The sequence below is a fragment of the Dactylosporangium sp. CA-052675 genome (assembly GCF_050947935.1).
Lineage (GTDB): Bacteria > Actinomycetota > Actinomycetes > Mycobacteriales > Micromonosporaceae > Dactylosporangium.
The window spans coordinates 8619222-8642173 of sequence record NZ_CP192010.1; the positions used below are offsets into that span (position 1 = coordinate 8619222).

The window sequence follows — 22952 nt, forward strand, 5'->3', positions numbered from 1 at the left end:
AGGGCATAATGCCTCGCCGCCGCGTTTTGTCGTACCCCCGTTCTAGGGTGTCGGCATGAGCGTGACGCGAGCGAACACATTGACGGCCACCTGGGCGTCCGTGTCCGCCGCGGCGGTCCTCTCGGCGGCGGCGATCTATCCCCTGCTGGCCCTGCTCGCCTCCGTCGCCGGCGGCCGGGCCCGCACCGAGCTGCTGGCGGTCGCCCCCACGCCCCTGGATCTGCCCGTCCGCGGCGCGCTCGGCCTGTGGGCGCGGGAGGGGGTGCCGCTCACCCTCGACTGGGCCGCCCGCGCCGACCCGCGCCTGACCGGCGACCCCGCGATCGACCGCCCGCTGCTGGACGCCTGGGCCGCGGCCCAGACCGGCGCGCCGGTGCCCCCGTTCGGGTTCGCCGTCGCCGACGAGGACGCCCTGGTCCTGGCCGCGGCCCTGGCCGTCACCGCCGACTGGGCCGACCCGTTCACCGACGGCGTGCTGCGCCCCGCGAGCGGCCCGTGGGCGGGCCGGCGCCTGGCCTCGCTGCACCGCCGCGGCCCCGACCTCACCGACCTGCGCTGCGCCACGACCGCCGCCGGACCGGTCACGCTGCTCACCGTCCGCGGCACCGGCGACGTCGACGTGGTGCTGTGCACCGCGGCCGGCACCGCCCCGGCGCCGGCCGTGCTCGCCGCGGCCGTGGAAACGTTCACCGCCGCCCCCGTCGGCCGCCGCGGCCCCGGGATCACCGCGGCCCTGGTCGACGCCGACGACCCGGCGCCCGAGCTGGTCGTGAAAGTTCCCCGCTTCGCGGCCTCGGCCGCGCACGACCTGCTCGGCGCGGCCGAGGTGTTCGGGCTGCGCGCGGCCGCCGCTCCCGGCCTGTTCCCGGGCATCAGCGCCACGCCGCTGCGGGTGGCGGCGGCGGGGGTGAGCCTGGCCGCGGCCTTCACCGGCCCCGGCTTCCGCGCCGCGCCGGTGACACGCGCCCCGGTCGTGCCGATCCTGCCCGGCCCGCCGGAGGGCACGGCGCGGGCGCTGCGCGTGACGGTCCGCTTCGACGAGCCGTTCGGCTATCTCGCCGTGCACCGCGCGACCAGCCTGGTGCTCATGGCCGGCTGGGTCGACACTCCCGAGGAGGCACACTGACGCGCGCTTCTCGCACCGCCTCCATCCGCGCCTCGCCGGCCACTTGTCCCCCGGCCCCGCACCGCCCCCATCCGCGCCTCACCGCCCACTCGTTCCCCGGCCCGCACCGCCCTGATCCGCGCGTCGCCGGCCACCTGTTCCCCGGCCCCGCACCGCCCTCATCCGCGCCTCGCCGGCCAGTCGTTCGCCGGTTCCCGCATCGCTCCCCTCGGCCTCGCGCGCCGCTCTTCCGGCACCGCGCCGACCGGACACAGCCCGCACTGAACCGACCATGCCGCCCTGGCCCTTCATTCCGGCCTTGGCTTCGCGCCCTTGAGACGGGCGTCGCTCTTCGGCACCACGCCATTCGTCTCCCGCATCTTCGAGCTCGGTGATCGTGCGCCGCTCGAGCGGCGTCACGCACGCACCGGTCGCCTGAGCGCCGCGGGTGACGGTCCGCTTCGACGATCGGCTCGGCTACCTGACCGTGCACCGCTCGACCGGGTCGACGTCGTTGAGGAGACGCACCGTGCCGCACGCCCCCCATACGCGGGTCGCGCACCGCCCTGGCCCTTACTGACGGGCTCCGACCTTCCGGGACCGCGTCGACCGGCCCGCAGCGCACGCGAGGCGGCACCCGATGCGGGCCGCTCCGGCACGACGTGGCCCAGCCGGGGCCGGCAGGGTCAGGACTCCTCGGACTCGGGAACCGGCTCCGGGTCCGGGCGGCGCCAGCGGGCCGGGATCTCGCCCCTCGCCTGCATTTCCTTCCACTTCGCGAAGGGGTCGAACTCGTGCTCGAGCGGTTCCTGCTCCGGGCGTTCGGCTTCGGGGACGTGGATGAGGTTGATGCGGATGCGGTACCAGACCGAGTTGATCCCCCGCATCGAGTCGACCAGGACGTCGGCGGGCTCCAGGAGCGGCCAGACCGTCGCGTGGCGCTCCTTCCACCGGTCGAGGTCGGCCAGGGCCTCCTCGCGCGTCGCGGTGCGCGTGATCTCGATCAGGGGCATGCTCGGCTGGCGGCGGCCGGTGCCCTTCTTCGCGGGCGCGCGCTTCTTGAAGGTGGACGCGAGCTCCAGCAGCGGCTCCAGCGAGCCGCGGGCGGACTCGATGCCCTCCCACGGGTCGGGGCGGCCCGGCACGGTGTCCACGGTGTAGGCGGCCGGGTCGCAGCCGGGGACCTCGTCCCAGCTCAGGGGGGCGGAGACCTTCGCCTCTTCCGAGGGGCGTACCGAATAACCCGACGCGGTGGTGTGGTCCTTCGCGTTCTGGTTGTAGTCGAGGAACACCCCCTGCCGCTCCTCCTTCCACCACGCGCCGGTCGCGAGGTCCGGGGCGCGGCGGGCGACCTCGCGGGCGAAGCCCTCGGCGGCGCGGCGTACCTCGGCGAAGGTCCAGCGGGGCTCGATGCGCGCGTAGATGTGGAAGCCGCGGGAGCCGGAGGTCTTCGGCCAGCCCGCGAGCCCGTACTCCTCGAGGACCTCCCGCGCGATGAGCGCCACGTCGACGACCTGGCCCCAGGGCACGCCCGGCACCGGGTCGAGGTCGATGCGCAGCTCGTCGGGGTGCTCAAGGTCCTCGGCGAGCACGGAGTGGGTGTGCAGCTCCAGGCAGCCGAGGTTGATCACCCAGGCGAGCTGGGCGGCGTCGCGCAGGACGATCTCCTCGGCGGTGCGGCCGGACGGGTAGCGCAGTTGCGCGGTCTCGATCCAGTCCGGCCGTTTGGCGGGCGCGCGCTTCTGGAAGAACGCCTCGCCCTCGATGCCGTTGACGTAACGCTTGAGAGCCATCGGCCGCCCGCCCGCGCCCCGCAGGGCACCGTCGGCGACGGCGAGGTAGTAGCGCACCACGTCGATCTTCGTGCGGCCGGACTTCGGGAAGTACACCTTGTCCGGATTGGTGATCGTCACCTCGCGCCCGGCGACCTCGATCACTTCCTCAGCGCTGCTCGCCATGGGCCGAACCCTACTCGGGTCGATCACCCCTCGTCGGATCTTCGCCCCGGTCGAGCGCGTCCCACATGTCGGTCTGCGCGTGCTGCCGGCGGGCCGGCGCGGAAGTGCGTTCGTAGCGCGCGCCCATGCCCGGCCACGAGCGGCCGGAGCGCACGGTGACCACGCCGGCCGCGAGGACGACGAGGCCGCCGAGCGCGCACACCAGCGGCCAGGCCACGCGCACGTGCTCGTCGAGGGTCACCAGGGACGCGACGACCACGCCGGCGCCGGCGACGACGAGCAGGACGCCGACCGCGAGGCGGGCGGCGGCCCGGGTGGCCAGCAGCGCGCCGGCGCCGGCGAGCCCGACGACGGCCAGCGCGGTGAGCCAGGGCGAGATCTCGGTGCCGGTGCGGTCGACCTTCAGCGGCGGCAGCGGGGCCGGCTGCACGGTGACGGCGGTCTGCCAGGATCGGGTGGCGGCGAACAGTACGACCGCAGCCGCCACGGCACACGCCACCGCCGTGGTCGCCAGGCCCCGCCGCCCCGACAGGTTCACCGGGCCGGCCGCAGCGTCTCGGCGGTCGCGATCGCGGCCAGCACCGCGGCGGCCTTGTTGCGCGTCTCGGTCTCCTCCGCGGCCGGGTCGGAGTCGGCGACGATGCCGGCGCCGGCCTGCACGTACGCGGTGCGGTCGCGCAGCAGCGCGGTGCGGATGGCGATGGCGGTGTCCATGTCGCCGCCGAAGCCGAAGTACCCGACGACGCCGCCGTACAGGCCGCGGCGCGTCGGCTCGAGCTCCTCGATGATCTCCATCGCGCGGACCTTCGGCGCCCCGGACAGGGTGCCGGCCGGGAACGTGGCCGCGAGGGTGTCGAAGGCGGTGCGGTCGTCGTGCAGCTCGCCGACGACGGTCGAGACGATGTGCATGACGTGCGAGTACCGCTCGACCGTCATGAACTCGGGCACCTCCACCGTGCCGGGCTTGCACACCCGCCCGAGGTCGTTGCGGGCCAGGTCGACGAGCATCACGTGCTCGGAGCGCTCCTTGGGGTCGGCGAGCAGGTCGGCCGCGAGCGCCGCGTCCTCCTCCGGTGTCGCCCCGCGCCACCGCGTGCCCGCGATCGGATGCAGCAGTGCCCGCCGCCCGTCGACCTTCACGTGTACCTCGGGCGAGGACCCGACCACGTCGAAGCCGTCGAAGCGCAGCAGGTACATGTACGGGCTGGGATTGGTCGTGCGCAGTACGCGATACACGTCGAGGGGGTCGGCGTCGGTCGCGCGCTCGAAGCGCTGGGCGAGCACGATCTGGAAGCACTCCCCCGCGCGGATGGCCTCCTTCGCGGCCTCGACCGCCTTCGGGTACTCCCCGGCCGGCGTCCGGCTCACCACGTCGCCGAGCGGCACCCGGTCCACAGTGGACACCAGCGGCGGCGTCGGGCGGGACAGCGCGGTGGTCATCGCGTCGAGCCGGCCGATGGCCTGGTGGTACGCGGCGGCGACCGCGGCGTCGTCGGCCCCGGCCGCGGGCAGCACCGCGTTGGCGATGAGCAGCGCGGCGCCCTCGAAGTGATCGAGCGCGACGAGATCGGTGGCGAGCATCATCCCGAGCTCGGGGTGGCCGAGGTCGTCGAGGGCGATCTCGGGGAGGCGCTCGAAGCGGCGGACGGCGTCGTAGGACAGGAAGCCCACCATGCCGCCCGACAGCGGCGGCAGGTTGAGCTCGCGCAGGTCGGCGTCGTCGGCGGTCAGCGCGGCGATGGTCGCGCGGAGCACCTCGGTCGGGGCCCCGTCGACCGGGACGTTCGCCGGGGGCGCCCCGAGCCAGTGCGCGCGCCCGTCCCGCTCCACGAGGGTGGCCACGCTGCGGACGCCGATGAAGCTGTACCGCGACCAGACGGCGCCGGCCGCGCCCGCCCCCTGCTCGGCGGACTCCAGCAGGAACGTGCCGGGGCCGCCCGCCAGCTTGCGGTACACGCCGACCGGGGTCTCGCCGTCGGCCAGCAGGCGCCGCGTCACCGGAACGACACGACGGGTGCGCGCGAGCTCGCGGAAGGTGGCCTCGTCGGGGGCCACGGCGCCGGTCGTCATCCGGATACCTCCAGCGGGGTGTAGAAGCAGGTGTGGTTGCCCGTGTGGCAGGCGGCGCCGGTCTGCTCGACCGTGATCAGCAGCGTGTCGCCGTCGCAGTCGACCGCGACCGACTTGACGTGCTGGACGTGCCCGGAGGTCTCACCCTTCACCCAGTACTCGTTGCGGCTGCGCGACCAGTACGTGGCGCGACCGGTCGTGAGCGTGCGGTGCAGGGCCTCGTCGTCCATCCACGCGAGCATCAGCACCTCGCCGGTCCCGTGCTCCTGCACGATCGCCGGCACGAGTCCGGCGTCGTTGCGGCGCAGACGGTCGGCCACTTCTGGATCAAGGTTCGACGGCACGACGGCAATTCTCCCGCACCGTGCAGACTCGGCGGTTTGGGGTCTATGGCTGCTGGTGTTGAGGGGGTACCTTGGCGGTGCGCCGCACGGAAGATCTGCGCGGTCGCCCACCCTTCCCCGCCTGCCGACGGCCACCCCCTACCCGTCTTCCAGGGGGCACCCCAACCGCCGGTCATGCGGTCGTCGGTTTGCGGGCGCCGCACGGCCTCCCGGCGTCCGCGACCCCTGCGCTGAGCCAACCAGCAGTCCGACCGGGAGGCTGCCCCCGTTCGGACCGAGCCGGACGGAGGACCCATGCACCCCAACATCACCCCGCCGAACGACCAGCCGCCCTCCTCGTCGTCGTCTTCTTCCACTCCCGCGGCGGACGCACCCGCCGAGGCCGTCGTACCGGCGCCGCGCGAGCCGCTCGACGACGCCGCTCCTGCCGCCACTGCCCCTCCCGCCGCCGAGGAAACCGCGGCGCTGGCTGATGATCCGGCCATCTCCGTCGCGGTGCCGGACGACATCTCGGCCCTCGTCGAGACCACTGGGGTTGCGGATGCCGAGGTCGTCGCGGGCGACGACACTCCTGCTGTCACCGATTCGGCCGTCGTGGAGAGCGAGGCGGTGGAGGATGGCGCGCCGGGCTCGGACGAGGCGGTCGCGGAGAGCGACGAGCCGGTTGCGGCGGCGACGGACGTCGCGGTTGCGGACGAGGCACCGGCGGACGTGACGGCGGCGGCGGCCGAGACCACCGAGGAGACCGGGGAGGGCGGCGCTGCGGAGGAGGCCGCGGCTTCGGAGGAGCCGGTGGCTGAGGCTGTCGTCGTTGAGCCGGACGCTGTTGTCGCCGAGTCCGTGGACGCTGCCGACTCGCCTTCCGACCTCGCCTCCGACGACGCCGTGGACTCGCCGGACGCTGTCGTTGCCGAGCCTGTGGACGCCGCCGACCTCGCGAGCGACGACGCCGTGGACGCTGCCGAGGAGGGCGGCGCTGCGGAGGAGCCGGTCGCTGAGGCTGCCGTCGCTGAGGACGCCGCCGACTCGCCGGCCGACCTCGCGGGCGACGACGCCGTGGACGCCGCCGACTCGCCGGACGCCGTGGTTGCCGAGTCCGTGGACGCTGCCGACTCGCCGGCCGTCGAGGTTGAGGATGAGCTCGCCGCCTCGGCCGACGCTGAGGGGATCGACGCCGCTGAGGAGCCCGCCGCTGAGGCCGGGACCGCCGACGAGCCTGAGGCTGCCGTCGTGGTTTCGGACGAGGCCACGGAAGCCGACGAGCCTGCGGCCGAGGTGGAAGCGTCCTCCGACGAGCCGGTTGCCGAAGCCGCCGACGAACCGGACGCCATTGCGGTTTCGGACGAGGCCGCCGAAGCCGACGAGCCCGCGGCCGAGGCGGAAGAGGCCGTGGACGAGAACGCCGCGGACTCCGACGAGCCGGTTGCCGAAGCCGACACCGAGGAGCCGGCCGCCGACGAGGCCGCCGCGGAAACCGACGCCGAGGCCGCCGCCGAGGAGATCGAGGCGGCCGACGAGCCCGCGGCCGAGGCTGACGATGCCGAGGAGAGCGACGCGGTCGAGGACGTCGCGGTTGTCGTCGCCGACGAGGAGCCCGCCGCCGAGGTCGACGCGGTGCCCGTGGTCGAGGACGCCGACGTGGCCGAGGAGATCGCCGCGGCCGACGACGCCGACGGTGAGGACGCCGCGGAGGAGCCGGTCGCCGACGCGGAGGACGCCGAGGAGGCCGCCGCGGAAACCGACGCCGAAGCAGCCGACGCGACCGACGAGCCCGCCGCCGAAACCGACACCGAAGCAGCCGACGCGACCGACGAGCCCGCCGCCGAAACCGACACCGAAGCAGCCGACGGGACGGACGAGCCCGCCGCCGAAGCAGCCGATGCCGTCGAGGAGGTCGCCGCTGAGGAGATTGCGGCCGAAGCCGACGACACCGAGGAGCCGGCCGCCGAAGACGTCGTGCTCATCGTGGCCGAGACCGACGACGCCGCGGACGAAGACGCCGCCGAGGAGATCGCGGCCGAAGCCGATGACGCCGCGGACGAAGACGCCGCCGAGGAGATCGCGGCCGAAGCCGATGACGCCACGGACGAAGACGCCGCCGAGGAGATCGCGGCCGAAGCCGATGACGCCACGGACGAGGACGTCGCCGAGGAGATCGCGGCCGAAGCCGATGACGCCACGGACGAGGACGTCGCCGAGGAGATCGCGGCCGAAGCCGATGACGCCGCGGACGAGGACGAGGACGTCGCCGAGGAGCCGGCCGCCGAGGACGACGGTGCCGAGGACGTGGTGCTCGTCGTGGTCGAGGCGGACGGTGAAGAGGAGGCCGGCGAAGTCGTGCTCCTCGTGGCCGAGACCGACGCCGAGGACGCCGACGACGTTGTGGCCGAAGCCGACGGCGAGGACGCGGACGACAGTGACGACGTCGTAGCCGAAGCCGACGACGAGGACGAGGACGCCGACGACAGCGACGACCTAGTGGCCGAAGCCGACGACGAGGACGAGGACGAGGACGCGGGTGAGCCCGTGGCCGAGGCCGCGGACGACGAGGAAGAAGACGAGGTCGAGGACGTCGTGCTCGTCGTCGCCGACGTGGACGAGGAGGAGGACGCCGGCGACGGTGTGCTGCTCATCGTGGCCGAGGACGACGAGGACGAGGTCGAGGAGGACGACGAGCTCGAGTACGCGGCGGTCGCCCCGGCTCAGCGGCGCCCCGGCGACATCGTCGAGGAGCGGATCGTGCTCTGGAAGCGCAAGCGGGCCGACAAGTTCCGCACGCGGATCGCGAAGGCCGAGTCTAAGTTCGTCGACGACCCGGTCAAGGCGGTGGCCCGGGCCAGCGCCGTGGTCAGCGACGCGATCGAGACGCTCGCCGAGAAGCTGCAGGAGCAGCAGCACGCGATCAACCCGAACAAGACCTCGAAGCACCCCGACACCGAGTCGCTGCGGGTGGCGCTGCGGCAGTACAAGGACTTCCTGGAGCGGGTCCTCTCGCTCTGACGCACATCTCAGCACAAGGGGCGGGCCGGGCAACCGGTCCGCCCCTTGTCGCATCCAGGGGTTTGCCCGCGGCCAAGATTTCAACTACCGTTGATTTCATCAAGTGTTGAGTTCTTTACCCCTCCGCCAGGAAGGACCAACCACGATGGACAACGCGATCGAGGTCGAGCACCTCGTCATCGCGCGCGGCAAGCGGCGGGTGCTGCACGACCTCACCTGCGCCGTCCCCGCCGGCAGCGTGACCGGCCTGCTCGGGCCCAGCGGCAGCGGCAAGACCACGTTCATGCGGGCCGTCGTCGGCGTGCAGAAGGTCGCCGGCGGAACCGTCACCGTCCTCGGCCACCCGGCCGGGTCGCGGCCGCTGCGCGACAAGGTGGGCTACCTGACCCAGGCCCCCAGCGTGTACGCCGACCTGACCGTCCGCGAGAACGCGCGCTACTTCGCGTCGCTCTACGGCCTCGGCGCGCGCGAGGCGGACGAGGCCGTCAGCGACGTGGGCCTGAGCAAGGCCAAGGACCAGCTCGTCGGCCGCCTCTCCGGCGGCCAGCGCGCCCGCGCCTCCCTCGCCTGCGCGATCGTGAGCAAGCCGCGGCTGCTCGTGCTCGACGAGCCGACCGTCGGGCAGGACCCGGTGCTGCGCAACGAGCTCTGGCAACGGTTCCACGCCCTCGCGAAGGCCGGCTCCACCCTCCTGGTGTCCAGCCACGTGATGGACGAGGCCGGCCGCTGCGACCGCCTGCTGCTGATCCGCGAGGGCCACCTCATCGCCGACGAGACCCCGGACGCCGTACGCCGATCGGCCGGCACCGACGACCTCGACGAAGCGTTCCTCAGGCTCGTGCAGGCCCACGAGACCGAACCGGTGGGCTGACCCGTGCCCCCGCGACCATCCCGGCCCCACGACCAACGTGGGCCGGCCCCATGCCCCCGCAACCATCCCGGCCACACGACCAAGGCGGGCTGACACCATGTCGCTGCGACTGACCTTCGGCACCGCCGCGCGCATCCTGCGCCAGCTGCGCCACGACCGCCGGACGATCGCGCTGATCCTCGTGGTCCCGACGGTGTTGCTCACGCTGCTGCGGTACCTCTACGACGACAACCCCCTCCTGTTCGACCGCGTGGGCCTGATCATGCTCGGGGTCTTCCCACTCGTGATCATGTTCCTGCTCACGAGCGTGGCGATGCTGCGCGAACGCACGAGCGGCACCCTCGAACGGCTCCTCACCACGCCGATCGGGAAGGTCGACATCCTGCTCGGGTACGGCCTGGCCTTCGCCGTCGCGGCCGCGGTGCAGGCGGCGATCGTGTCGGCACTCGCGTACTGGCTGCTGGGCCTCGACACCGCCGGCCCGGCGTGGCTCGTGGCCGTCATCGCGGTCGGCAACTCGGTGCTCGGCATGGCGCTCGGCCTGCTGGTGAGCGCCTTCGCCGACAGCGAGTTCCAGGCGGTGCAGTTCATGCCGGCCGTCGTACTGCCCCAGGTGCTGCTGTGCGGCCTGCTCCAGCCCCGCGACCGGATGCCCGGGTGGATGGAGGCGATCAGCGACGCGCTGCCGATGTCGTACGCCGTGCAGGCCCTCACCGAACTGGGCACCCACCCCGATCCGACCGGCGTCATGTGGCGCGACCTGGCCATCATCGTCGGCTGCGTCCTGCTGGCCCTGCTCCTCGGCGCGGCCACCCTGCGCCGCCGCACCGCGTAGCACCCGGCCCCGGCCCGGCCGCGTCGAACGCGCCGAGCAGTGCCACCGGTGCTGCGAGCGGTCGCGAAGAGCCGGGTCCCGGGCCGGCGCCGAGCGACGCACCGCGGGCGCTGGAGCACCGGCCGAATAGGCTGGGATCGCTCGCACCGCCCGGCGCCCCGCGGATCGGGCGCTGGGCGGGGCCGGCGGGCACCGCACGGTACGACATCAGGAAGAGGCACATGGCTCGCACCGGACGACGCCCGGGCAACCAGGACACCCGAGAGGCGATCCTGAACGCCGCCCGCCAGGCGTTCGCGGAGCGGGGCTTCGACGGGGCGTCCATCCGGCACATCGCGACCACCGCCGGCGTGGACCCGGCGCTGGTGCACCATTATTTCGGCGCCAAGGACCAGCTGTTCCTGGCCACCATGAACGCCCCGATCGACCCCGGCGAGATCCTCCCGCAGGTCTTCGAGCCCGGCCTCGACGGCGTCGGCGAGCGGCTGGTCCGCACGTTCCTGTCGGTATGGGACTCCCCCGCGGGCACGCCGGTCGTGGCCCTGGTGCGCAGCGCGATGCAGCACGACTGGTCCGCCCGCATGCTGCGCGAGTTCCTGGTGAGCCAGATCCTGCGCCGCGCCACGCGCGCCCTGAACCTGGACCCGGCCGAGGCCCCGACCCGGGCCGCCCTGGTCGCGTCGCAGATGATCGGGCTCGCGATGCTGCGGTACATCCTCAAGCTCGAACCCCTCGCCTCCATGACCCCCGAGCAGGTGGTGCGCAACCTCGCCCCGACCGTCCAGCACTACCTCGGCGACCCGCTGCCCTGACCACGCCCACGACTACGTCCACGCCCACGGCCAGGCCAGTCGTCCGCCAGGTCCGCGCAGTTCGTGCGCGCCCGTGAGGCCGGCGGCCGCCGGTCGTCAGTCGTCGGCCAGGTCCGCGCAGTTCGTGCGCGCCCGTGAGGCCGGCGGCCGCCGGTCGTCAGTCGTCGGCCAGGTCCGCGCAGTTCGTGCGCGCCCGTGAGGCCAGCGGCCGCCGGTCGTCAGTCGTCGGCCAGGTCCGCGCAGTGGGTGCGCGCCTGCGGGGTCAGCAGCAGCCCGACCATCACAACCGCGCACACGACCGGTACGAACCGCAGCGACACCGGCGCGTCCAGCACCCACGCGAGCAGCGGCGTCATCGTCCCCGCGAACCCCCAGAACACGAGGCTCGCCAGCCAGGCCCAGTGCTCGCCCCGCCGTACCCGCACGCCGAGGAACACCAGGACCCCGGCCAGCGGCGACAGGAACAGCACCGCGTTGAAGAACAGGACAAAATCCAGATATCCGGTACCGCCCTGAGCCACCGGATCCACCTGCATCCCCGACAGCAGGACGCCGAGGGCCATGAGCGCGAGCGTGAGCATGATCCCGCCCACCGCGTGGAACCCCGTCACCGCGACGCGCACCTGCATCGGCACGAATCGGCGGCCCCCGGCAGACATGCGCCCAATGTAGGCCATCCCCGCCTGCGAGAACGCCCGACACATAGCGTCAGACGTGAATCGACCCGCCGTCCACTTCCGGCGAGTCGTATTTATCGCTCGTCAGGGTATAAGTCCGATAAGTCGCGGCGCGAAGCGCCCGACTTATCGTTGAGTCAAGGCCCTCGCGTACCTCCCCCGACCGTGCACACTCGACAATCGCGGCCTACGCCCGAGCGCGAGTCCCGCGAGCACCACGCACCGAGCCGGCCGCGGCCCGAACCGCACCCATACCCGCACCCGCACCCGCACCCGCACCCGCACCCGCACCCGCACCCGCACCCGAGCGAGTCGAACGCGTCCAAGCCGAAGACACCAAACCCGGAAGCCCGCCGCACCCTAACCCGCGCCGGCCGAACGCGGCCGAGCCGGAACCGCACCCACCCGAGTCCAACGCGGCCGAGCCAGAAGCGCACCCACGCGAGTCCAACGCCGGCGGCCTGGAAGCGCACCGAGGCGAGTCGACCGCGGGCGAGCTGGACTCGGTCGCGTCCGCGGGTGGGGTGGCCGGCCAAGGCGTCAGCGGGTTTGTTCCAGCCACGAGGCGTAGAGGCGGGCGTAGATCGAGGTCGGGTCGCCCAGCAGGGCCGTGTGCGGGCCGCGCTGGACGACGCGGCCCTTGTCCACCACGATGACCTCGTCGGCGGACTGGGCCGTCGACAGGCGGTGGGCGATCGCGATCGTCGTGCGGCCGCGGGTCACGGCGTCCAGAGTGCGCTGCAGGCGTACCTCGGTCGCGGGGTCCACGGCGCTCGTCGCCTCGTCCAGGACGAGCAGGTCGGGGTCGGCCACGTACGCGCGGGCCAGGGCCACCAGCTGCCGCTCGCCCACCGACAGGGACTCGCCGCGCTCGCCGACCTGGGTCTGCAGGCCGTCGGGCAGGGACTCCAGCCAGTCGATCAGGCCCAGCGCGGTGAAGGCGTCCAGCAGGTCGGCGTCGGTCAGCTCCGGGCGGGCGAAGCGGACGTTGTCGGCGATCGTCGCGTCGAACAGGAAGCCGTCCTGGGGCACCATGACGACCCGGCTGCGCAGCGAGTCGAAGCGGACGGTGTCCAGCGGCACGCCCGAGAGCAGCACGCGGCCCGAGCTCGGGTCCATGAGCCGGGTCAGCAGCTTCGCGAAAGTCGTCTTGCCGCTGCCGGTCTCGCCGACGACCGCGACGCGCGTGCGGGCCGTGACCGTCAGGTCGACGTCGCTGAGCACCTCGGGGCCGTCGGGGTAGGCGAAGTGGACGTGGTCGAAGCGCACGTCGATCGGGCCGTCGGGCAGCGCGCGGCCCGCCTTGCCCGGGTCGGCGACGTCGGGCTCGGTTTCGATGATGTCCAGCACGCGGCGCCAGCCGGCGATCGCGTTCTGGGCCTCGTTGAGCACCTCGGTGGCGACCTGCACCGGCTGCACGAACAGCGTGGCCAGGAACAGGAACGCGGTGAGCTGCCCGACGGTGAGGTCCCCGCCGACGCCGAGCAGGGTGCCCACGACGATCACGCCGCCGAGCGCGAGCCCGGCCGCCAGCTCGCCGAAGCTCATGCTGATCACGTTGTTGGTCTGGGCGCGGAACTGGTTGCGCCGCGCCCGCTCGATCGCGCCGTCGAGCCGCTCGCCGGTGCGGCGCTGGATGCCGTAGGCGCGCACGACCGGCGCCCCCACCACGCTCTCGGCGATCACGCCGAGCATCGCGCCGACGCTCTCGCGCACCTCCAGGTAGAGCACGCTGAGCCGGCGCTGGAAGAACCGGACCACGAACACGAGCGGGGCGAACGCGGCGACGACGACGAGGGTGAGCTGCCAGGAGTACCAGAGCATGACGATCGTGGTGACCGTGAGCTGGCCCAGGTTGACCACGAAGAGCAGGCCGCCGAACTGCAGGAACTGGCTGATCTGGTCGACGTCGCCGGTGACCCGCGAGACCAGCGCGCCGCGGCGCTCGGACTGCTGGTGCAGCATCGACAGATCGTGGATGTGCCGGAAGGTGCGCGCCCGGATGCCGGCCAGGGCCGTCTCGCTCACGGTGAACAGGCGCACGTTCATGAGGTAGGAGCAGACCATCGTGACGAGCAGCACCCCGGCGGTGACCGCCACGATGCGCGTGATCACGCCGAGGTCGGGGCCGCCCGGTGCGCGGATGCCCCGGTCGATGCCCTGCTGGATGGCGACGGGCACGGCGACGCGGCCGGCGGTGGCGAGCAGCGCCAGGCCGAGCGTGCCGGCGAGGCCGGTGAACAGCTCCGGGGACAGGGCCAGGCCGCGGCGCAGCACCGACATCCGGGTGGCGGACGCGGCGGTCGCGGCGGCGCTCTCGACGGTGGTCATGCGCTCAGGGTCTCCTCGTCCAGCCGGCCGTCGCGGCCCTCGTCCAAGCGTTGGGCGCCGAGCCCGGGCCCGTCACGGCCGTCGTCCAACCGGTCGCCGTCGAAGGCGTGCTCGCGCTCCCGCTCCTCCTCCGCCTTCTCGTAGGCGGTGACCAGGTCGGCGTAGCCGGGCGCGGTCTCCAGCAGCTCGGCGTGGGTGCCGCGGGCCACGACACGGCCCCGTTCGAGGTAGACCACCTCGTCGGCGAGGGCGATCGTGGCCCGGCGGTAGGCGACGACGAGGATCGAGGCGGCCCGCGCGGGCCGGTCCGCCCGCGGCGCAACCGAGCCGTCGTCGCGGCGCAGCGCGGCCAGGATCGCGGCCTCGACCCGCGGGTCGACGGCGCTCGTGGCGTCGTCGAGCACGAGCAGCCGCGGCGACCCGGCCAGCGCGCGGGCGATGGTGAGCCGCTGCCGCTGGCCGCCCGACAGGGAGGTGCCGCGCTCGCCGACCGTGGTGTCGAGGCCGTCGGGGAGGTGCTCGACGAACCCGTCGGCCTGGGCCAGCCGCAGCGCGCTCCAGGCCGCCTCGTCGTCGACGCCGGCCCGGTCGAGGGTGATGTTGCCGCGGATGGTGTCGTCGAAGACGAACGGGACCTGCGCGACGAGCGCGGTGCTGCCGGTCAGCGCGTCCTGGTGCAGCTCCCGCACGTCGACGCCGTCGAGCGTCACGGTGCCGGCCGCGGGGTCGACGAGCCGGGCGGCGAGCGCCGCGATGGTGGACTTGCCCGAGCCGGTGGGCCCGACCAGCGCGACCGTGCGCCCGGCGGGGACGTCGAAGGTGACCCCCGTGAGCACCTTGGGCCCGTTGCCGGTCTCGTCGGTGTAGGCGAAGTCGACGCCGTCGAAGCGCAGGGCGGCCGGGCCGGTGCCGGCCAGGGCGGTGGTGCCGTAGACGGTGTCGCCCTCGGCGTCGAGCACCCGGCGGATGCGCTCCCAGCCCACGACGCTGCGGGGCAGCTCGGCGAGGACCCAGCCGATCGCCCGGACCGGGAAGGCCAGCACGGTGAACAGGAACGCGACGCTGACGACCTGCTCGACCCCGACGGCGCCGGAACGGTACCGATAACCGCCGACGACCAGCACCGCCAGGGTGCCGATGCTGGGCAGCGCGTCCAGGACCGGGTCGAACATGGCCCGGACCCGGCCGACCCGGATGGTGGCGTCGCGCAGCTGCACGGCCTTGGCCGCGAACCGCTCGGTCTCCGAGGCCTCGCGGCCCATCGTCTTGACGACCAGGGCACCGTCGAAGCTCTCGTGCGCGACCGCGCTGACCTCGGCCCGCAGCTGCTGGGCCCGGGCCACCCGCGGCGACATGCGCCGCGAATAGGCCACGTTGACCAGCAGCAGCGCGGGGAAGACGGCCACGCCGACCAGCGCCATCGCCCAGTCGGTGACGAAGAGCGAGGCGACCGCGGCCACGAGCATGACGATGGTGCCGACCGCGAACGGGAACGGGGCGATCGGATACCACGCCGACTCCACGTCCGCGTTCGCGTTGGACAGCAGCGTCCCGGTCGCGTTGCGCTGGTGCCAGGCCAGCGGCAGGCGCAGGTAGCGGCGGGTGACGGCCCGGCGATACTTCGCCTGCAGGTTGAACTGCATCGCGCCGGCGCCGAGCCGGCGGCCGAAGATGCCCACGATCTTGCCGAGGCTGACCGCGAGCACGGCCAGGCCGCCCAGCACGAGCGTGCCGGTGCCGACGCGGCCCCGGTCGAAGGCCGGCACCACGATCTCGCCGACCACGCGCCCCGAGACGAACGCCGTGGCGATGGTCAGCAGGCTGAACAGCACGCTGCCGAGGACCGACCACACGAACATGTGAGGCTCGTCACGGACCGCGTGGCCGAGCACCCGGAAGCCCTTCGCGAGCACTTTGCCACTGGTCAACACACGCTCCCTGGTTCCGCGACGGTAAGCGACCCGAACGCACGACAAACCTTACCGACGAGGTACGACAATTTCGGGGCTAGCGTTATGCCCATGACTGCCTTCGCCCGTTCGGAGCGCGCGGCGCTCGCCGACGCGCTGCTCGCCGCCGGGCCGGACGCGCCCACGCTGTGCGAGGGCTGGGCGACCCGTGACCTCGCCGCCCACCTCGTGCTGCGCGAGCACCGCCCGGACGCCGCCGCCGGGATCATGCTCAAGGCCGCCGCCGGGCACACCCGCAAGGTGCAGGACGGGCTGGCCGCGGGCGACTACCCGGCGCTCGTGGAGCGGGTGCGGCGCGGGCCGCTGCTGCTGCGCCCGTTCGACGAGGCGATGAACGTGACCGAGTTCTTCGTGCACCTCGAGGACGTGCGACGGGCCGCGCCGGGCTGGACGCCGCGCGACCTTCCGCCGTCGTACGCGCAGGTGCTCGCCGCCCGCGCGAAGACCACGGCCCGCCTGTCCGCCCGCCGCTTCCCCGCCCGCGTCGAGGTCTCCGGCCCCGGCGTGGAGCCGTTCACGGTCAACCCGAAGCGGGAGCCCGCCGTGCGGGTGTCGGGCGCGCCCGGGGAGCTGGTGCTGTTCTTCAGCGGGCGCCAGTCCGTCGCCGAGGTGTCGGTGACCGGCCCGGACGATCTGGCCGAAAAGCTGCGCGGGGCCCGGCTCGGCATCTGAGGTACGACTGCTGGGTCTTGAATCTGGTTCCAGAGCACGCATTCCGCGGCTTGCTCACGTTTCGGTTTCGGGTCTAGCCGGTAACGGGATCGACGGTTTACCGTCTGGCATCCCTCATCGTCCGTTCGGTCATCGGTCAGACGGCCCATGGCGGGTCGCCCGAACGGACGAGGCGACTCGACTCGTCCGAAGGTCGGCCGTCCGGTTGTGATCGATGCCACGCTCGACGATGTTGCGTGACCGGCAGCGACGTCAGGATCACGCTATGAAGAAACCTCACCCATGGATCGAGCGCTACCGCGCTCACATGGTGGCCTCCGGCAAATTCGAGGAGGGCACCACCATCACTGACCGGTGCGAGCTGCTCTACCGGCTCGACGCCGAGCTCCCCCTCGGGCTGCTCGAAGCCACCATCGAGGAACTCGAGAACTGGATGGCCAGCGGGCGCACCGCCGCCCGCCGAGGCCGGCGCAGCGCCCCGTGGTCACGGCAGACCAAGGCCACCTACTTCGGGCACATCGTCGGCTTCTACGGCTTCGCGTCCGACCCCAACCGCATGCCCCACCTGTCCTACGACCCGTCGGCGAGCCTCAGCCGGCCGAAGGTCCCCAGCCGCGACCCCCAGCCGTGCACTACGGAGGACCTCGAGCGGCTCCTCGCCCGAGCGCGAGCACCGTTCCTCACCTACTGCATCCTCACGGCCTACGCGGGCCTCCGACCGATCCAGATCAGCAACCTGGACCGGGAGAACATCACCGAGCAGCACATCTACGTCGCCGGGAAGGGCGGCAAGGTCTCCACGATCCCCACGCATCCGGCCATCTGGGCGGCGGTCCGCGACTTCCCCCGCGGACCGATCGCCACGGTGACCCACCGCGGCCAGGTCTTCCGGGCGACGGCCGACTACCTGTCGACGTGCACGAGCCGCGAGATCGAGCGCGCGCTCGGGCACCCGGGCGTGACGTTGCGGAACGTCCGGCACTGGTACGCCACGACCCTGCTCACCGAGAAGGAGCTCGGCGGGGCCGGCGCGAACCTGCGCACCGTGCAGGAGCTGATGTGCCACGCGAGCGTGGCCACGACCGCGATCTACACGCGAGTAGTGGGAAGGCAGCGGGATTTGGCGATCTCAGCGCTGCCCTCCCTGGCCCCGACACCCAACTAAGAGCCCGGTTCCAGTGGCAGTATGAAGCCGCCCGGCTCGCATTCGCGAGCCGGGCGGTGTGTCGATTTCGCCTCAGGCGTCCGGGGGCTCGCGGCGTCCGCGGCGAAACAGCTCGGCGCGGATGTCGCCGCTGGGGGCGTCGGTAAGGGCGGCGATCTCGGCGACGGTCATTCCCTTGTCGAACATGCGGATGAAGACCTTGGCCAGGTCCTGTGGAATGCGACGGCGCTGACGGGCTTCCTGGAGGACGCCGCCGGCGATGGTGACCTCTTCGGCCAGCCCGGCGCGATCGTCGGGAAGGTAGGCGACGACGACGGTTCCGACGAGCCCGTCCCGCACGAGCCTGAGGGCGTCGGCGGGGTGGTAGACGAGCGATGTCGGAACGATCCCTTGCTGTACGCAGTACTCGGCGGCGAGCTTCTCCTGCTGTTCGGCCGTCGCGGTACTACCGAGATGAATGCAGATCGCGGCTGTGGTGCCCTTTCTGTGCATGTACTCTCCCTCTTCCCGGTTTGCCTGCTGCTGTCAGGCGAGCACGGGTGGGGAAGAGGGACCCGTGCCCCCTGGCCGGACCTGTCCAGGATGTGTCGGGTTTGCGACACGTAACCGGCCGTGAACCAGACGTTAACCCTGTGGCAAACATTCTGGTGATCGCCCGAACGGGTGATCTCGTCCAGCCAACAGTCGCGAGGCTTCTGGCCAGCACCTTTCAGGCCCCTGGCCAGAGGTCGCGCCGACCGTTGGCCAAGATCCGCACGATGGCAGTCTCTCGGCGTGGACCCCGACCTGTCAGCCCTCGCGGCCGAGTACCGCGCCGCCTGGCAGGCGGTCGACGACCTGAAGCGCCAGCTCGTCGACGCCAAGCAGCGCGTCCGCGACGCCCGCGCTGACCTCACCGACGGGCTCGTCGCTAAAGCACAGGCCGGCGTCAGGATGGGCGAGCTCGTCGAGCTGACCGGCCTCTCGAGGGAGTGGATCCGCCAGCTGTTGCGGGCGAACGGCGTCGAGTCGGACCGCTAGGCCTCCGGCACGAAGTAGCCCACGGCCGGCACGCTCGTAAGCTCGCCGCGGAGCAGCAGCTCCTTCTGGGCGTCGCGGACAACGGTGAGGGACACGTTGTGCTCGCGCATCAGCTCGGCGCGCGACGGCAGGCGGTAGCCCGGGGGCCAGGCGCCGGTCGCGATCTGCTGGCGGATGTGGTCGATGAGCGCTTGCGTCTTCGATGTAGGCACAGTGATCTCCCTGGTCGGCACGACCATTCGATCACGCTCCCGTCTGGCGACTCAAGGTATCCGGATGCATTCGGGGGTTGCGGATGCATCTAGATGCACCTAGTTTGAGGATAGGACGTCGGGCCTGGTCGGCAAACCCCCCGGTGTCCAACCCGCTCGGCGCGGGCGGGAAGCGAGACGGCGAGGCCCCGACCGGCCAGCCGGGCTCCACCCGCCCGCGCCGCAGCCTCAGACACGGGTCCGGACCCCTGCATCGACAGTGGCCGGACCCGTCACCAACCCCGACGGAGGCGACATGCCCGAGCTGGACAACGCGATCGAGCTGGACATCCGCGCGACCGCACGGGTCATCGAGGAAGACGGCGGCCTGGTGCTGCTGCTGGAGGACGAGCACGGCGGGCGGGTCCGGTTCGCGATGCGGCGGGACCCCGCGAGCTTCTTCGCGGTGCGTCGGCTCGCGCTGCTCATCGAGCACCAGGCCAACGAGGTGCGTCGGTTGTCGATCGGGTACCGCGAGGGGCCGGTGAACGGGCCGACGCCCTGGCCGAGCCTCTGACCCTGAGCATGCAGAAGCGTCCCCGACCTCCGAAGAGGCCGGGGACGCTGTGCGTTAGGGCCGGGGCGGCATGGGCTCGCCGGCAAGGTAGCGCCGGACGAGGTCGCTGATGAGCGCGGAACGGCGGCGGTCGCCAACGGCCTCGCCGAGCTGGTCCCAGAGTTCTGGAGGGTCGGGGCGGATGACCCGGGCGGGCTTGGCGTGGCGGTCGAGGGCGCGGTCCTTGGGCATGAGGGAGAGTGTAGATGGTGGATTGCCACCATGCCCAGACTTCGCTATCCTGGTGGATATCCACCAGGAGGAGGCTTACCGTGAAGACCGCCGAGAAGCTGCACGACCTCATCGAGAAGCTCGAGCAGGACGCCCGCAAGGCCACCGTGGCCGACATCCTCATCGACCTCGAGGCGAGCCTCCAGCAGGCCAGCAAGGGCGAGGAGATGGGCATCCGCGCCGCCATCGAGATCATCTCCACCAACTACGACCACTGACGACGAGGACCGCCCGGGCGCACGAAGCGCCCGGGCGGCGGAAGCGGCGAGACTCGCATCGAGGAGGCAGACCATGCAGACGATCACCCGCCCCACCCCGCACCAGCTCGCCGACGCCATCACCGACATGGTGCTGCTCTACGCCGAGTCCAACCGTGAACTGATGTCCGCCCGCGAGGCCGCCCTACGGGCCCGCGGGGAAGCCGAGGCTGCCGCGGCCGCACGGATCGGCCGCTGCCGCCGAGCAGTCGATCGACGGTTCCGCGCCATCCAGCGGCTCACCGAGGCGCTCCGCCAGCGCGCCGACGCCTGAACACGCAGAAGCGCCCCCGCCCGGCCGGAGCCGAGCGGGGGCGCTGTGCTGCTGTACGACAGAGCTGTGCAACACCGGGTGTGGCACAGAAGCCGTCAGGTCGTCGACGGGGGCAGGTACTTCCGGGCGAAGTAGCTGACGATCGCCGTCACCACGGACTTACCGAGCAGGGCGGCGATGCCGAGCCAGTACTCCTTCGTCCACTGGGCGTCGCCGACGTTCGTCGCCAAGACGGCGACGATGGCCACGACGACGTCGAGGGCGAGGCCCTGGACGAGTGTGCGCCAGGCGCGGTTCACGGCGTCCGTGGACGCGTCGGCCGGCACGGGCAGGTTGTTGACCATGGCTCACTCCTCCTTGGAGCGATGCAGGGAAACCGGCCGAAGCCTGAACGGCAAGCCGGGTGGTTCAGGGTTCGCTACGTTGGCGTGATGGAGCAGCCGCAGTGCGAAGCCGTACATCGCAGCCCGACCGCGACCGGTGAAGTCGAGGTGCGATGCGCGAAGCCGCGCGGGCACGTCGAAGCGGGCGACCCGCGGCACGAGGGACGCGTCGGGCCGTTCCCGGTCAGGTGGGACTAGCGGCAGCGGTACTCGCGCTGCAGCTTCTGCGCCTCGCGGAGCAGGTCCGCGCCGCGCGGTGTCGACGGGGCCGGCTTGTCGTCGGCCATCAGGTTCACCAGGCCGCACAGTTGCTTCAACGCCCGGTCGGTGTAGACGATCGACACCCCGGACGCGATTAGCACGGCGACGACGGCGACGGTGATCAGCCACGCCCAGCCCGGGCGGCGCGGGTCAGGACGGCTCATCGGACTCCTCCGTGCGTGAGGAGGAAGACCGCGAGGAGCGCGAGGAGCGAACCTCCGGCGGCGACGACGAACCAGGCCCAGGCGGCGGGCGGAAGCCCGCTTTCGACAGCGCGCGCGCCTGCAGCCCGGTCGGCACGCCCAGGCACGCCAGGGCTGCCGTCACGAGCCAGCCGTTGACGTGGCCCGTCACCAGCATCCAGACGAGCATGAACGCGCCCAGGGCGAGGAGCACCGAGTCGCGCACCTTCTGAGGGAGCCCAGCGTTGCGTCGCGTCGCCACTCATCCCCGCCCCTTCCGGCGCCTCGTACCAGCCTGATACCCGGACACCTAGGCGCCGATGCCCTCGCGAAGGGCCTGCTTCACCGCGGCGACGATCGCGGGCCGGTCCGCGTCGCCGAGCGGCGTGTCCGGGTGCGCGACCACCGCGGCCGCGACCCGGTCGCCGAGCGCCGCCGCCTGCTCGTCGGTGAGCTCGAGCGCGGGCCGGCCGGCGAGCGCCGTGGCGGTCGCGTCGATCCGGGCGACGGTGGCGCCGAGCTTGTTCGGCCAGTTCGAGGTCTGGCCGTTGTTCTTCAGCGGGATCTGCGCGTCGCCCTGGATCAGGCAGCGCAGCCACGTGTCGATGTTCTTGAGCCGCTCGTCCTGCTCCGGGGTCATGTCGTCGTCTCCTCCGCTGAGCGCGGCGTTGACCGCGCTGAACAGCCGGTCCCACGGGAAGGCGGGGCCCGGGTCGGTGTGGTCGGTGCCGCCCCACGCGCGGCGCATGTCGTCGTGGCTGTAGAACGCGCGGACCTTCGGGTTCGCCTGCATCTCGGCGACGGAGGCCCGGCGCACCTGGATGCCGTACGCCCGGCACACTTGCGCCAGGACGGCGCCGAGCTGCGACCAGGCGACGTTGGCCAGCCACCAGTCGCGGGACTTGTCGTTCGTTCCGGTGATCTCGACCGCGACCGCGTTCTGGTTGCCCTGCGAGCTGCCCGCGTGGCCGGCGCGCGCCGAGGTGTCCAGGGACTGGATGACCTTCACGCCGTCGCAGTAGAAGTGCGACGAGACCCCGTCGGTGCGGCGGGTGGCGTAGGCGGCCTCGCCGTCCGCGGGGGCGGTGTTGCTGGTGTTGTGGATCGCGATGCCGAACTTCGTGCCGTCCGCGTCCAGGTAGGAGTTGCGGCCCTGCACGTAGGCGATACCGGCGACGCGCATGTGGCCTCCTAGGCGAGGATCGGCGTGAGGATCAGCGACGAGCCGGCCTTCACGGTGAGGTTGCCGACCGTCGCAGTGTTCTGCGCCCACTGCAGCCGGAAGAACCCCGCGGTCGAGCCGACGGAGATCGTGCCGCGGAAGTGGTAGCTGAAGGTGCCGCTGTTCGAGCTGCCGAAGCTTCGGGTTGCGGTGAGGGTGCCGGTGTCGTTCTGCCAGCCGTTCCACTCGACCTCGAGCGCGCCCGAGGACGCGTTCCAGGCGGTGTGCGGGCCGACGACGGCCAGGCTGAGGATCGAGCCGGACGGCTGCGTCCACGCCACCTTCAGGTCCATCGACGTGCCGGTGCCGTCGGTGGCCAGGATGTGCGCGTCGATCTTGTAGGTCGTGTTCGCGGCGACGGGCACGTTCAGCTCGTCGTCGCCCTGCACCGTCGTGGAGTTGTTGACGGACTCGTCGGCCTGTTTGATCAGGCCGAACGGGAGCGTGCGGATCAGGCCGGCAGCGGTCAGGATGCCGCCGGCAGCGAACGCGGCCACGAAGCCTC

At 72.4% G+C, this 22952-nt stretch carries 26 protein-coding genes; 11 read left to right on the top strand and 15 right to left on the bottom strand.

Annotated elements, in window-relative coordinates; genetic code table 11:
• Window positions 1–55: 55 nt before the first annotated feature.
• Window positions 56–1126, top strand: a complete 1071-nt coding sequence (locus ACQP1P_RS38375; RefSeq protein ID WP_433078794.1) for a hypothetical protein — start codon at window positions 56–58, stop codon at window positions 1124–1126.
• A 665-nt stretch (window positions 1127–1791) separates the two neighbouring features.
• Here ACQP1P_RS38375 and ligD read toward each other — a convergent pair.
• The 4 genes from ligD to hisI are packed head-to-tail and all read right to left on the bottom strand — an operon-like array spanning window position 1792 to window position 5486.
• A complete protein-coding gene (ligD, locus tag ACQP1P_RS38380) occupies window positions 1792–3063 on the bottom strand; it encodes a non-homologous end-joining DNA ligase (protein ID WP_433078796.1) in 1272 nt (423 codons plus the stop codon).
• Window positions 3064–3073: 10 nt separating this feature from the next.
• On the bottom strand, window positions 3074–3601 hold the full coding sequence (locus ACQP1P_RS38385) for a Trp biosynthesis-associated membrane protein (protein WP_433078798.1): 528 nt from the start codon (window positions 3599–3601) through the stop codon (window positions 3074–3076).
• Window positions 3598–5133: an anthranilate synthase component I gene (locus ACQP1P_RS38390; RefSeq protein WP_433078800.1), complete on the bottom strand. Its 1536-nt coding sequence runs from the start codon at window positions 5131–5133 to the stop codon at window positions 3598–3600. The genes ACQP1P_RS38385 and ACQP1P_RS38390 overlap by 4 nt, the downstream gene beginning before the upstream one ends.
• Entirely contained in the window at window positions 5130–5486 is a 357-nt protein-coding gene (hisI, locus tag ACQP1P_RS38395; protein WP_433090280.1) for a phosphoribosyl-AMP cyclohydrolase, read from the bottom strand. The genes ACQP1P_RS38390 and hisI overlap by 4 nt, the downstream gene beginning before the upstream one ends.
• A 285-nt stretch (window positions 5487–5771) precedes the next feature.
• Here hisI and ACQP1P_RS38400 point away from each other — a divergent pair, with 285 nt between their 5' ends.
• From ACQP1P_RS38400 to ACQP1P_RS38415, 4 genes are all read left to right on the top strand, one after another.
• The gene (locus tag ACQP1P_RS38400; protein WP_433078802.1) at window positions 5772–8477 is read left to right on the top strand and encodes a hypothetical protein; all 2706 of its coding nucleotides are present in this window, start codon (window positions 5772–5774) and stop codon (window positions 8475–8477) included.
• A gap of 145 nt (window positions 8478–8622) precedes the next feature.
• Window positions 8623–9348 carry an ABC transporter ATP-binding protein gene (locus ACQP1P_RS38405; RefSeq protein ID WP_433078804.1) on the top strand — a complete coding sequence of 242 codons (726 nt, stop codon included), beginning with the start codon at window positions 8623–8625 and terminating at the stop codon, window positions 9346–9348.
• Window positions 9349–9445: 97 nt separating this feature from the next.
• Complete coding sequence (locus tag ACQP1P_RS38410) at window positions 9446–10183, top strand: ABC transporter permease (protein ID WP_433078806.1); 738 nt, start codon at window positions 9446–9448, stop codon at window positions 10181–10183.
• 221 nt (window positions 10184–10404) lie between these two features.
• On the top strand, window positions 10405–10995 hold the full coding sequence (locus tag ACQP1P_RS38415; RefSeq protein ID WP_433078808.1) for a TetR family transcriptional regulator: 591 nt from the start codon (window positions 10405–10407) through the stop codon (window positions 10993–10995).
• A 218-nt stretch (window positions 10996–11213) separates the two neighbouring features.
• Here the strand turns inward: ACQP1P_RS38415 and ACQP1P_RS38420 are convergent, their stop codons facing one another.
• The 3 genes from ACQP1P_RS38420 to ACQP1P_RS38430 form a co-directional block, all read right to left on the bottom strand.
• Complete coding sequence (locus ACQP1P_RS38420) at window positions 11214–11654, bottom strand: hypothetical protein (protein ID WP_433078810.1); 441 nt, start codon at window positions 11652–11654, stop codon at window positions 11214–11216.
• 558 nt (window positions 11655–12212) lie between these two features.
• Entirely contained in the window at window positions 12213–14003 is a 1791-nt protein-coding gene (locus ACQP1P_RS38425; protein WP_433078812.1) for an ABC transporter ATP-binding protein, read from the bottom strand.
• Window positions 14000–15916: an ABC transporter ATP-binding protein gene (locus ACQP1P_RS38430; protein WP_433090281.1), complete on the bottom strand. Its 1917-nt coding sequence runs from the start codon at window positions 15914–15916 to the stop codon at window positions 14000–14002. Before ACQP1P_RS38430 ends, ACQP1P_RS38425 begins: the two co-directional genes overlap by 4 nt.
• A gap of 108 nt (window positions 15917–16024) precedes the next feature.
• Between ACQP1P_RS38430 and ACQP1P_RS38435 the strand changes: the two genes are divergently transcribed.
• Window positions 16025–16645, top strand: coding sequence for a TIGR03085 family metal-binding protein (locus ACQP1P_RS38435; protein WP_433078814.1), 621 nt, complete (start codon window positions 16025–16027; stop codon window positions 16643–16645).
• 265 nt (window positions 16646–16910) lie between these two features.
• Window positions 16911–17810 carry a tyrosine-type recombinase/integrase gene (locus ACQP1P_RS38440; RefSeq protein ID WP_433078816.1) on the top strand — a complete coding sequence of 300 codons (900 nt, stop codon included), beginning with the start codon at window positions 16911–16913 and terminating at the stop codon, window positions 17808–17810.
• A 72-nt stretch (window positions 17811–17882) separates the two neighbouring features.
• Here ACQP1P_RS38440 and ACQP1P_RS38445 read toward each other — a convergent pair whose 3' ends face one another.
• Window positions 17883–18302, bottom strand: coding sequence for a hypothetical protein (locus ACQP1P_RS38445; RefSeq protein WP_433078818.1), 420 nt, complete (start codon window positions 18300–18302; stop codon window positions 17883–17885).
• Window positions 18303–18584: 282 nt separating this feature from the next.
• Here ACQP1P_RS38445 and ACQP1P_RS38450 point away from each other — a divergent pair, with 282 nt between their 5' ends.
• Window positions 18585–18830, top strand: coding sequence for a hypothetical protein (locus tag ACQP1P_RS38450; protein ID WP_433078820.1), 246 nt, complete (start codon window positions 18585–18587; stop codon window positions 18828–18830).
• Here the strand turns inward: ACQP1P_RS38450 and ACQP1P_RS38455 are convergent.
• Window positions 18827–19042 (bottom strand): winged helix-turn-helix domain-containing protein, encoded by a 216-nt coding sequence (locus ACQP1P_RS38455; RefSeq protein WP_433078822.1) that lies wholly within the window; start codon window positions 19040–19042, stop codon window positions 18827–18829. The two genes, ACQP1P_RS38450 and ACQP1P_RS38455, sit on opposite strands and share 4 nt — an antisense overlap.
• A gap of 295 nt (window positions 19043–19337) precedes the next feature.
• On the opposite strand from ACQP1P_RS38455, the gene ACQP1P_RS38460 reads away from it, so the two are divergent.
• Window positions 19338–19598 carry a hypothetical protein gene (locus tag ACQP1P_RS38460; RefSeq protein WP_433078824.1) on the top strand — a complete coding sequence of 87 codons (261 nt, stop codon included), beginning with the start codon at window positions 19338–19340 and terminating at the stop codon, window positions 19596–19598.
• 54 nt (window positions 19599–19652) lie between these two features.
• On the opposite strand, the gene ACQP1P_RS38465 is transcribed toward ACQP1P_RS38460, so the two are convergent.
• Entirely contained in the window at window positions 19653–19829 is a 177-nt protein-coding gene (locus ACQP1P_RS38465; protein WP_433078826.1) for a hypothetical protein, read from the bottom strand.
• Between the two features lie 80 nt (window positions 19830–19909).
• Here ACQP1P_RS38465 and ACQP1P_RS38470 point away from each other — a divergent pair, with 80 nt between their 5' ends.
• A complete protein-coding gene (locus ACQP1P_RS38470) occupies window positions 19910–20086 on the top strand; it encodes a hypothetical protein (RefSeq protein WP_433078828.1) in 177 nt (58 codons plus the stop codon).
• A gap of 73 nt (window positions 20087–20159) precedes the next feature.
• Window positions 20160–20399, top strand: coding sequence for a hypothetical protein (locus ACQP1P_RS38475; protein WP_433078830.1), 240 nt, complete (start codon window positions 20160–20162; stop codon window positions 20397–20399).
• Window positions 20400–20494: 95 nt separating this feature from the next.
• Here ACQP1P_RS38475 and ACQP1P_RS38480 read toward each other — a convergent pair whose 3' ends face one another.
• The 5 genes from ACQP1P_RS38480 to ACQP1P_RS38500 all read right to left on the bottom strand — a co-directional run bounded on the left by ACQP1P_RS38480 (window position 20495) and on the right by ACQP1P_RS38500 (window position 22944).
• A complete protein-coding gene (locus tag ACQP1P_RS38480) occupies window positions 20495–20743 on the bottom strand; it encodes a hypothetical protein (RefSeq protein WP_433078832.1) in 249 nt (82 codons plus the stop codon).
• A 233-nt stretch (window positions 20744–20976) separates the two neighbouring features.
• Entirely contained in the window at window positions 20977–21207 is a 231-nt protein-coding gene (locus tag ACQP1P_RS38485) for a hypothetical protein (protein WP_433078834.1), read from the bottom strand.
• Entirely contained in the window at window positions 21194–21439 is a 246-nt protein-coding gene (locus ACQP1P_RS38490; protein ID WP_433078836.1) for a hypothetical protein, read from the bottom strand. The genes ACQP1P_RS38485 and ACQP1P_RS38490 overlap by 14 nt, the downstream gene beginning before the upstream one ends.
• Window positions 21440–21535: 96 nt before the next feature.
• Complete coding sequence (locus ACQP1P_RS38495) at window positions 21536–22408, bottom strand: N-acetylmuramoyl-L-alanine amidase (protein WP_433078838.1); 873 nt, start codon at window positions 22406–22408, stop codon at window positions 21536–21538.
• 8 nt (window positions 22409–22416) lie between these two features.
• Window positions 22417–22944, bottom strand: coding sequence for a hypothetical protein (locus ACQP1P_RS38500; RefSeq protein ID WP_433078840.1), 528 nt, complete (start codon window positions 22942–22944; stop codon window positions 22417–22419).
• Window positions 22945–22952 lie beyond the last annotated feature (8 nt).

Bases quoted from the DNA above. Each gene is read 5' to 3' on its own strand.
- ACQP1P_RS38375 (WP_433078794.1), top strand. From the start codon at position 56: ATGAGCGTGACGCGAGCGAACACATTGACGGCCACCTGGGCGTCCGTG.
- ligD (WP_433078796.1), bottom strand. From the start codon at position 3,063: ATGGCGAGCAGCGCTGAGGAAGTGATCGAGGTCGCCGGGCGCGAGGTG.
- ACQP1P_RS38390 (WP_433078800.1), bottom strand. From the start codon at position 5,133: ATGACGACCGGCGCCGTGGCCCCCGACGAGGCCACCTTCCGCGAGCTC.
- ACQP1P_RS38400 (WP_433078802.1), top strand. From the start codon at position 5,772: ATGCACCCCAACATCACCCCGCCGAACGACCAGCCGCCCTCCTCGTCG.
- ACQP1P_RS38405 (WP_433078804.1), top strand. From the start codon at position 8,623: ATGGACAACGCGATCGAGGTCGAGCACCTCGTCATCGCGCGCGGCAAG.
- ACQP1P_RS38410 (WP_433078806.1), top strand. From the start codon at position 9,446: ATGTCGCTGCGACTGACCTTCGGCACCGCCGCGCGCATCCTGCGCCAG.
- ACQP1P_RS38415 (WP_433078808.1), top strand. From the start codon at position 10,405: ATGGCTCGCACCGGACGACGCCCGGGCAACCAGGACACCCGAGAGGCG.
- ACQP1P_RS38420 (WP_433078810.1), bottom strand. From the start codon at position 11,654: ATGTCTGCCGGGGGCCGCCGATTCGTGCCGATGCAGGTGCGCGTCGCG.
- ACQP1P_RS38425 (WP_433078812.1), bottom strand. From the start codon at position 14,003: ATGACCACCGTCGAGAGCGCCGCCGCGACCGCCGCGTCCGCCACCCGG.
- ACQP1P_RS38435 (WP_433078814.1), top strand. From the start codon at position 16,025: ATGACTGCCTTCGCCCGTTCGGAGCGCGCGGCGCTCGCCGACGCGCTG.
- ACQP1P_RS38440 (WP_433078816.1), top strand. From the start codon at position 16,911: ATGAAGAAACCTCACCCATGGATCGAGCGCTACCGCGCTCACATGGTG.
- ACQP1P_RS38445 (WP_433078818.1), bottom strand. From the start codon at position 18,302: ATGCACAGAAAGGGCACCACAGCCGCGATCTGCATTCATCTCGGTAGT.
- ACQP1P_RS38460 (WP_433078824.1), top strand. From the start codon at position 19,338: ATGCCCGAGCTGGACAACGCGATCGAGCTGGACATCCGCGCGACCGCA.
- ACQP1P_RS38465 (WP_433078826.1), bottom strand. From the start codon at position 19,829: ATGCCCAAGGACCGCGCCCTCGACCGCCACGCCAAGCCCGCCCGGGTC.
- ACQP1P_RS38475 (WP_433078830.1), top strand. From the start codon at position 20,160: ATGCAGACGATCACCCGCCCCACCCCGCACCAGCTCGCCGACGCCATC.
- ACQP1P_RS38480 (WP_433078832.1), bottom strand. From the start codon at position 20,743: ATGGTCAACAACCTGCCCGTGCCGGCCGACGCGTCCACGGACGCCGTG.
- ACQP1P_RS38485 (WP_433078834.1), bottom strand. From the start codon at position 21,207: ATGAGCCGTCCTGACCCGCGCCGCCCGGGCTGGGCGTGGCTGATCACC.
- ACQP1P_RS38495 (WP_433078838.1), bottom strand. From the start codon at position 22,408: ATGCGCGTCGCCGGTATCGCCTACGTGCAGGGCCGCAACTCCTACCTG.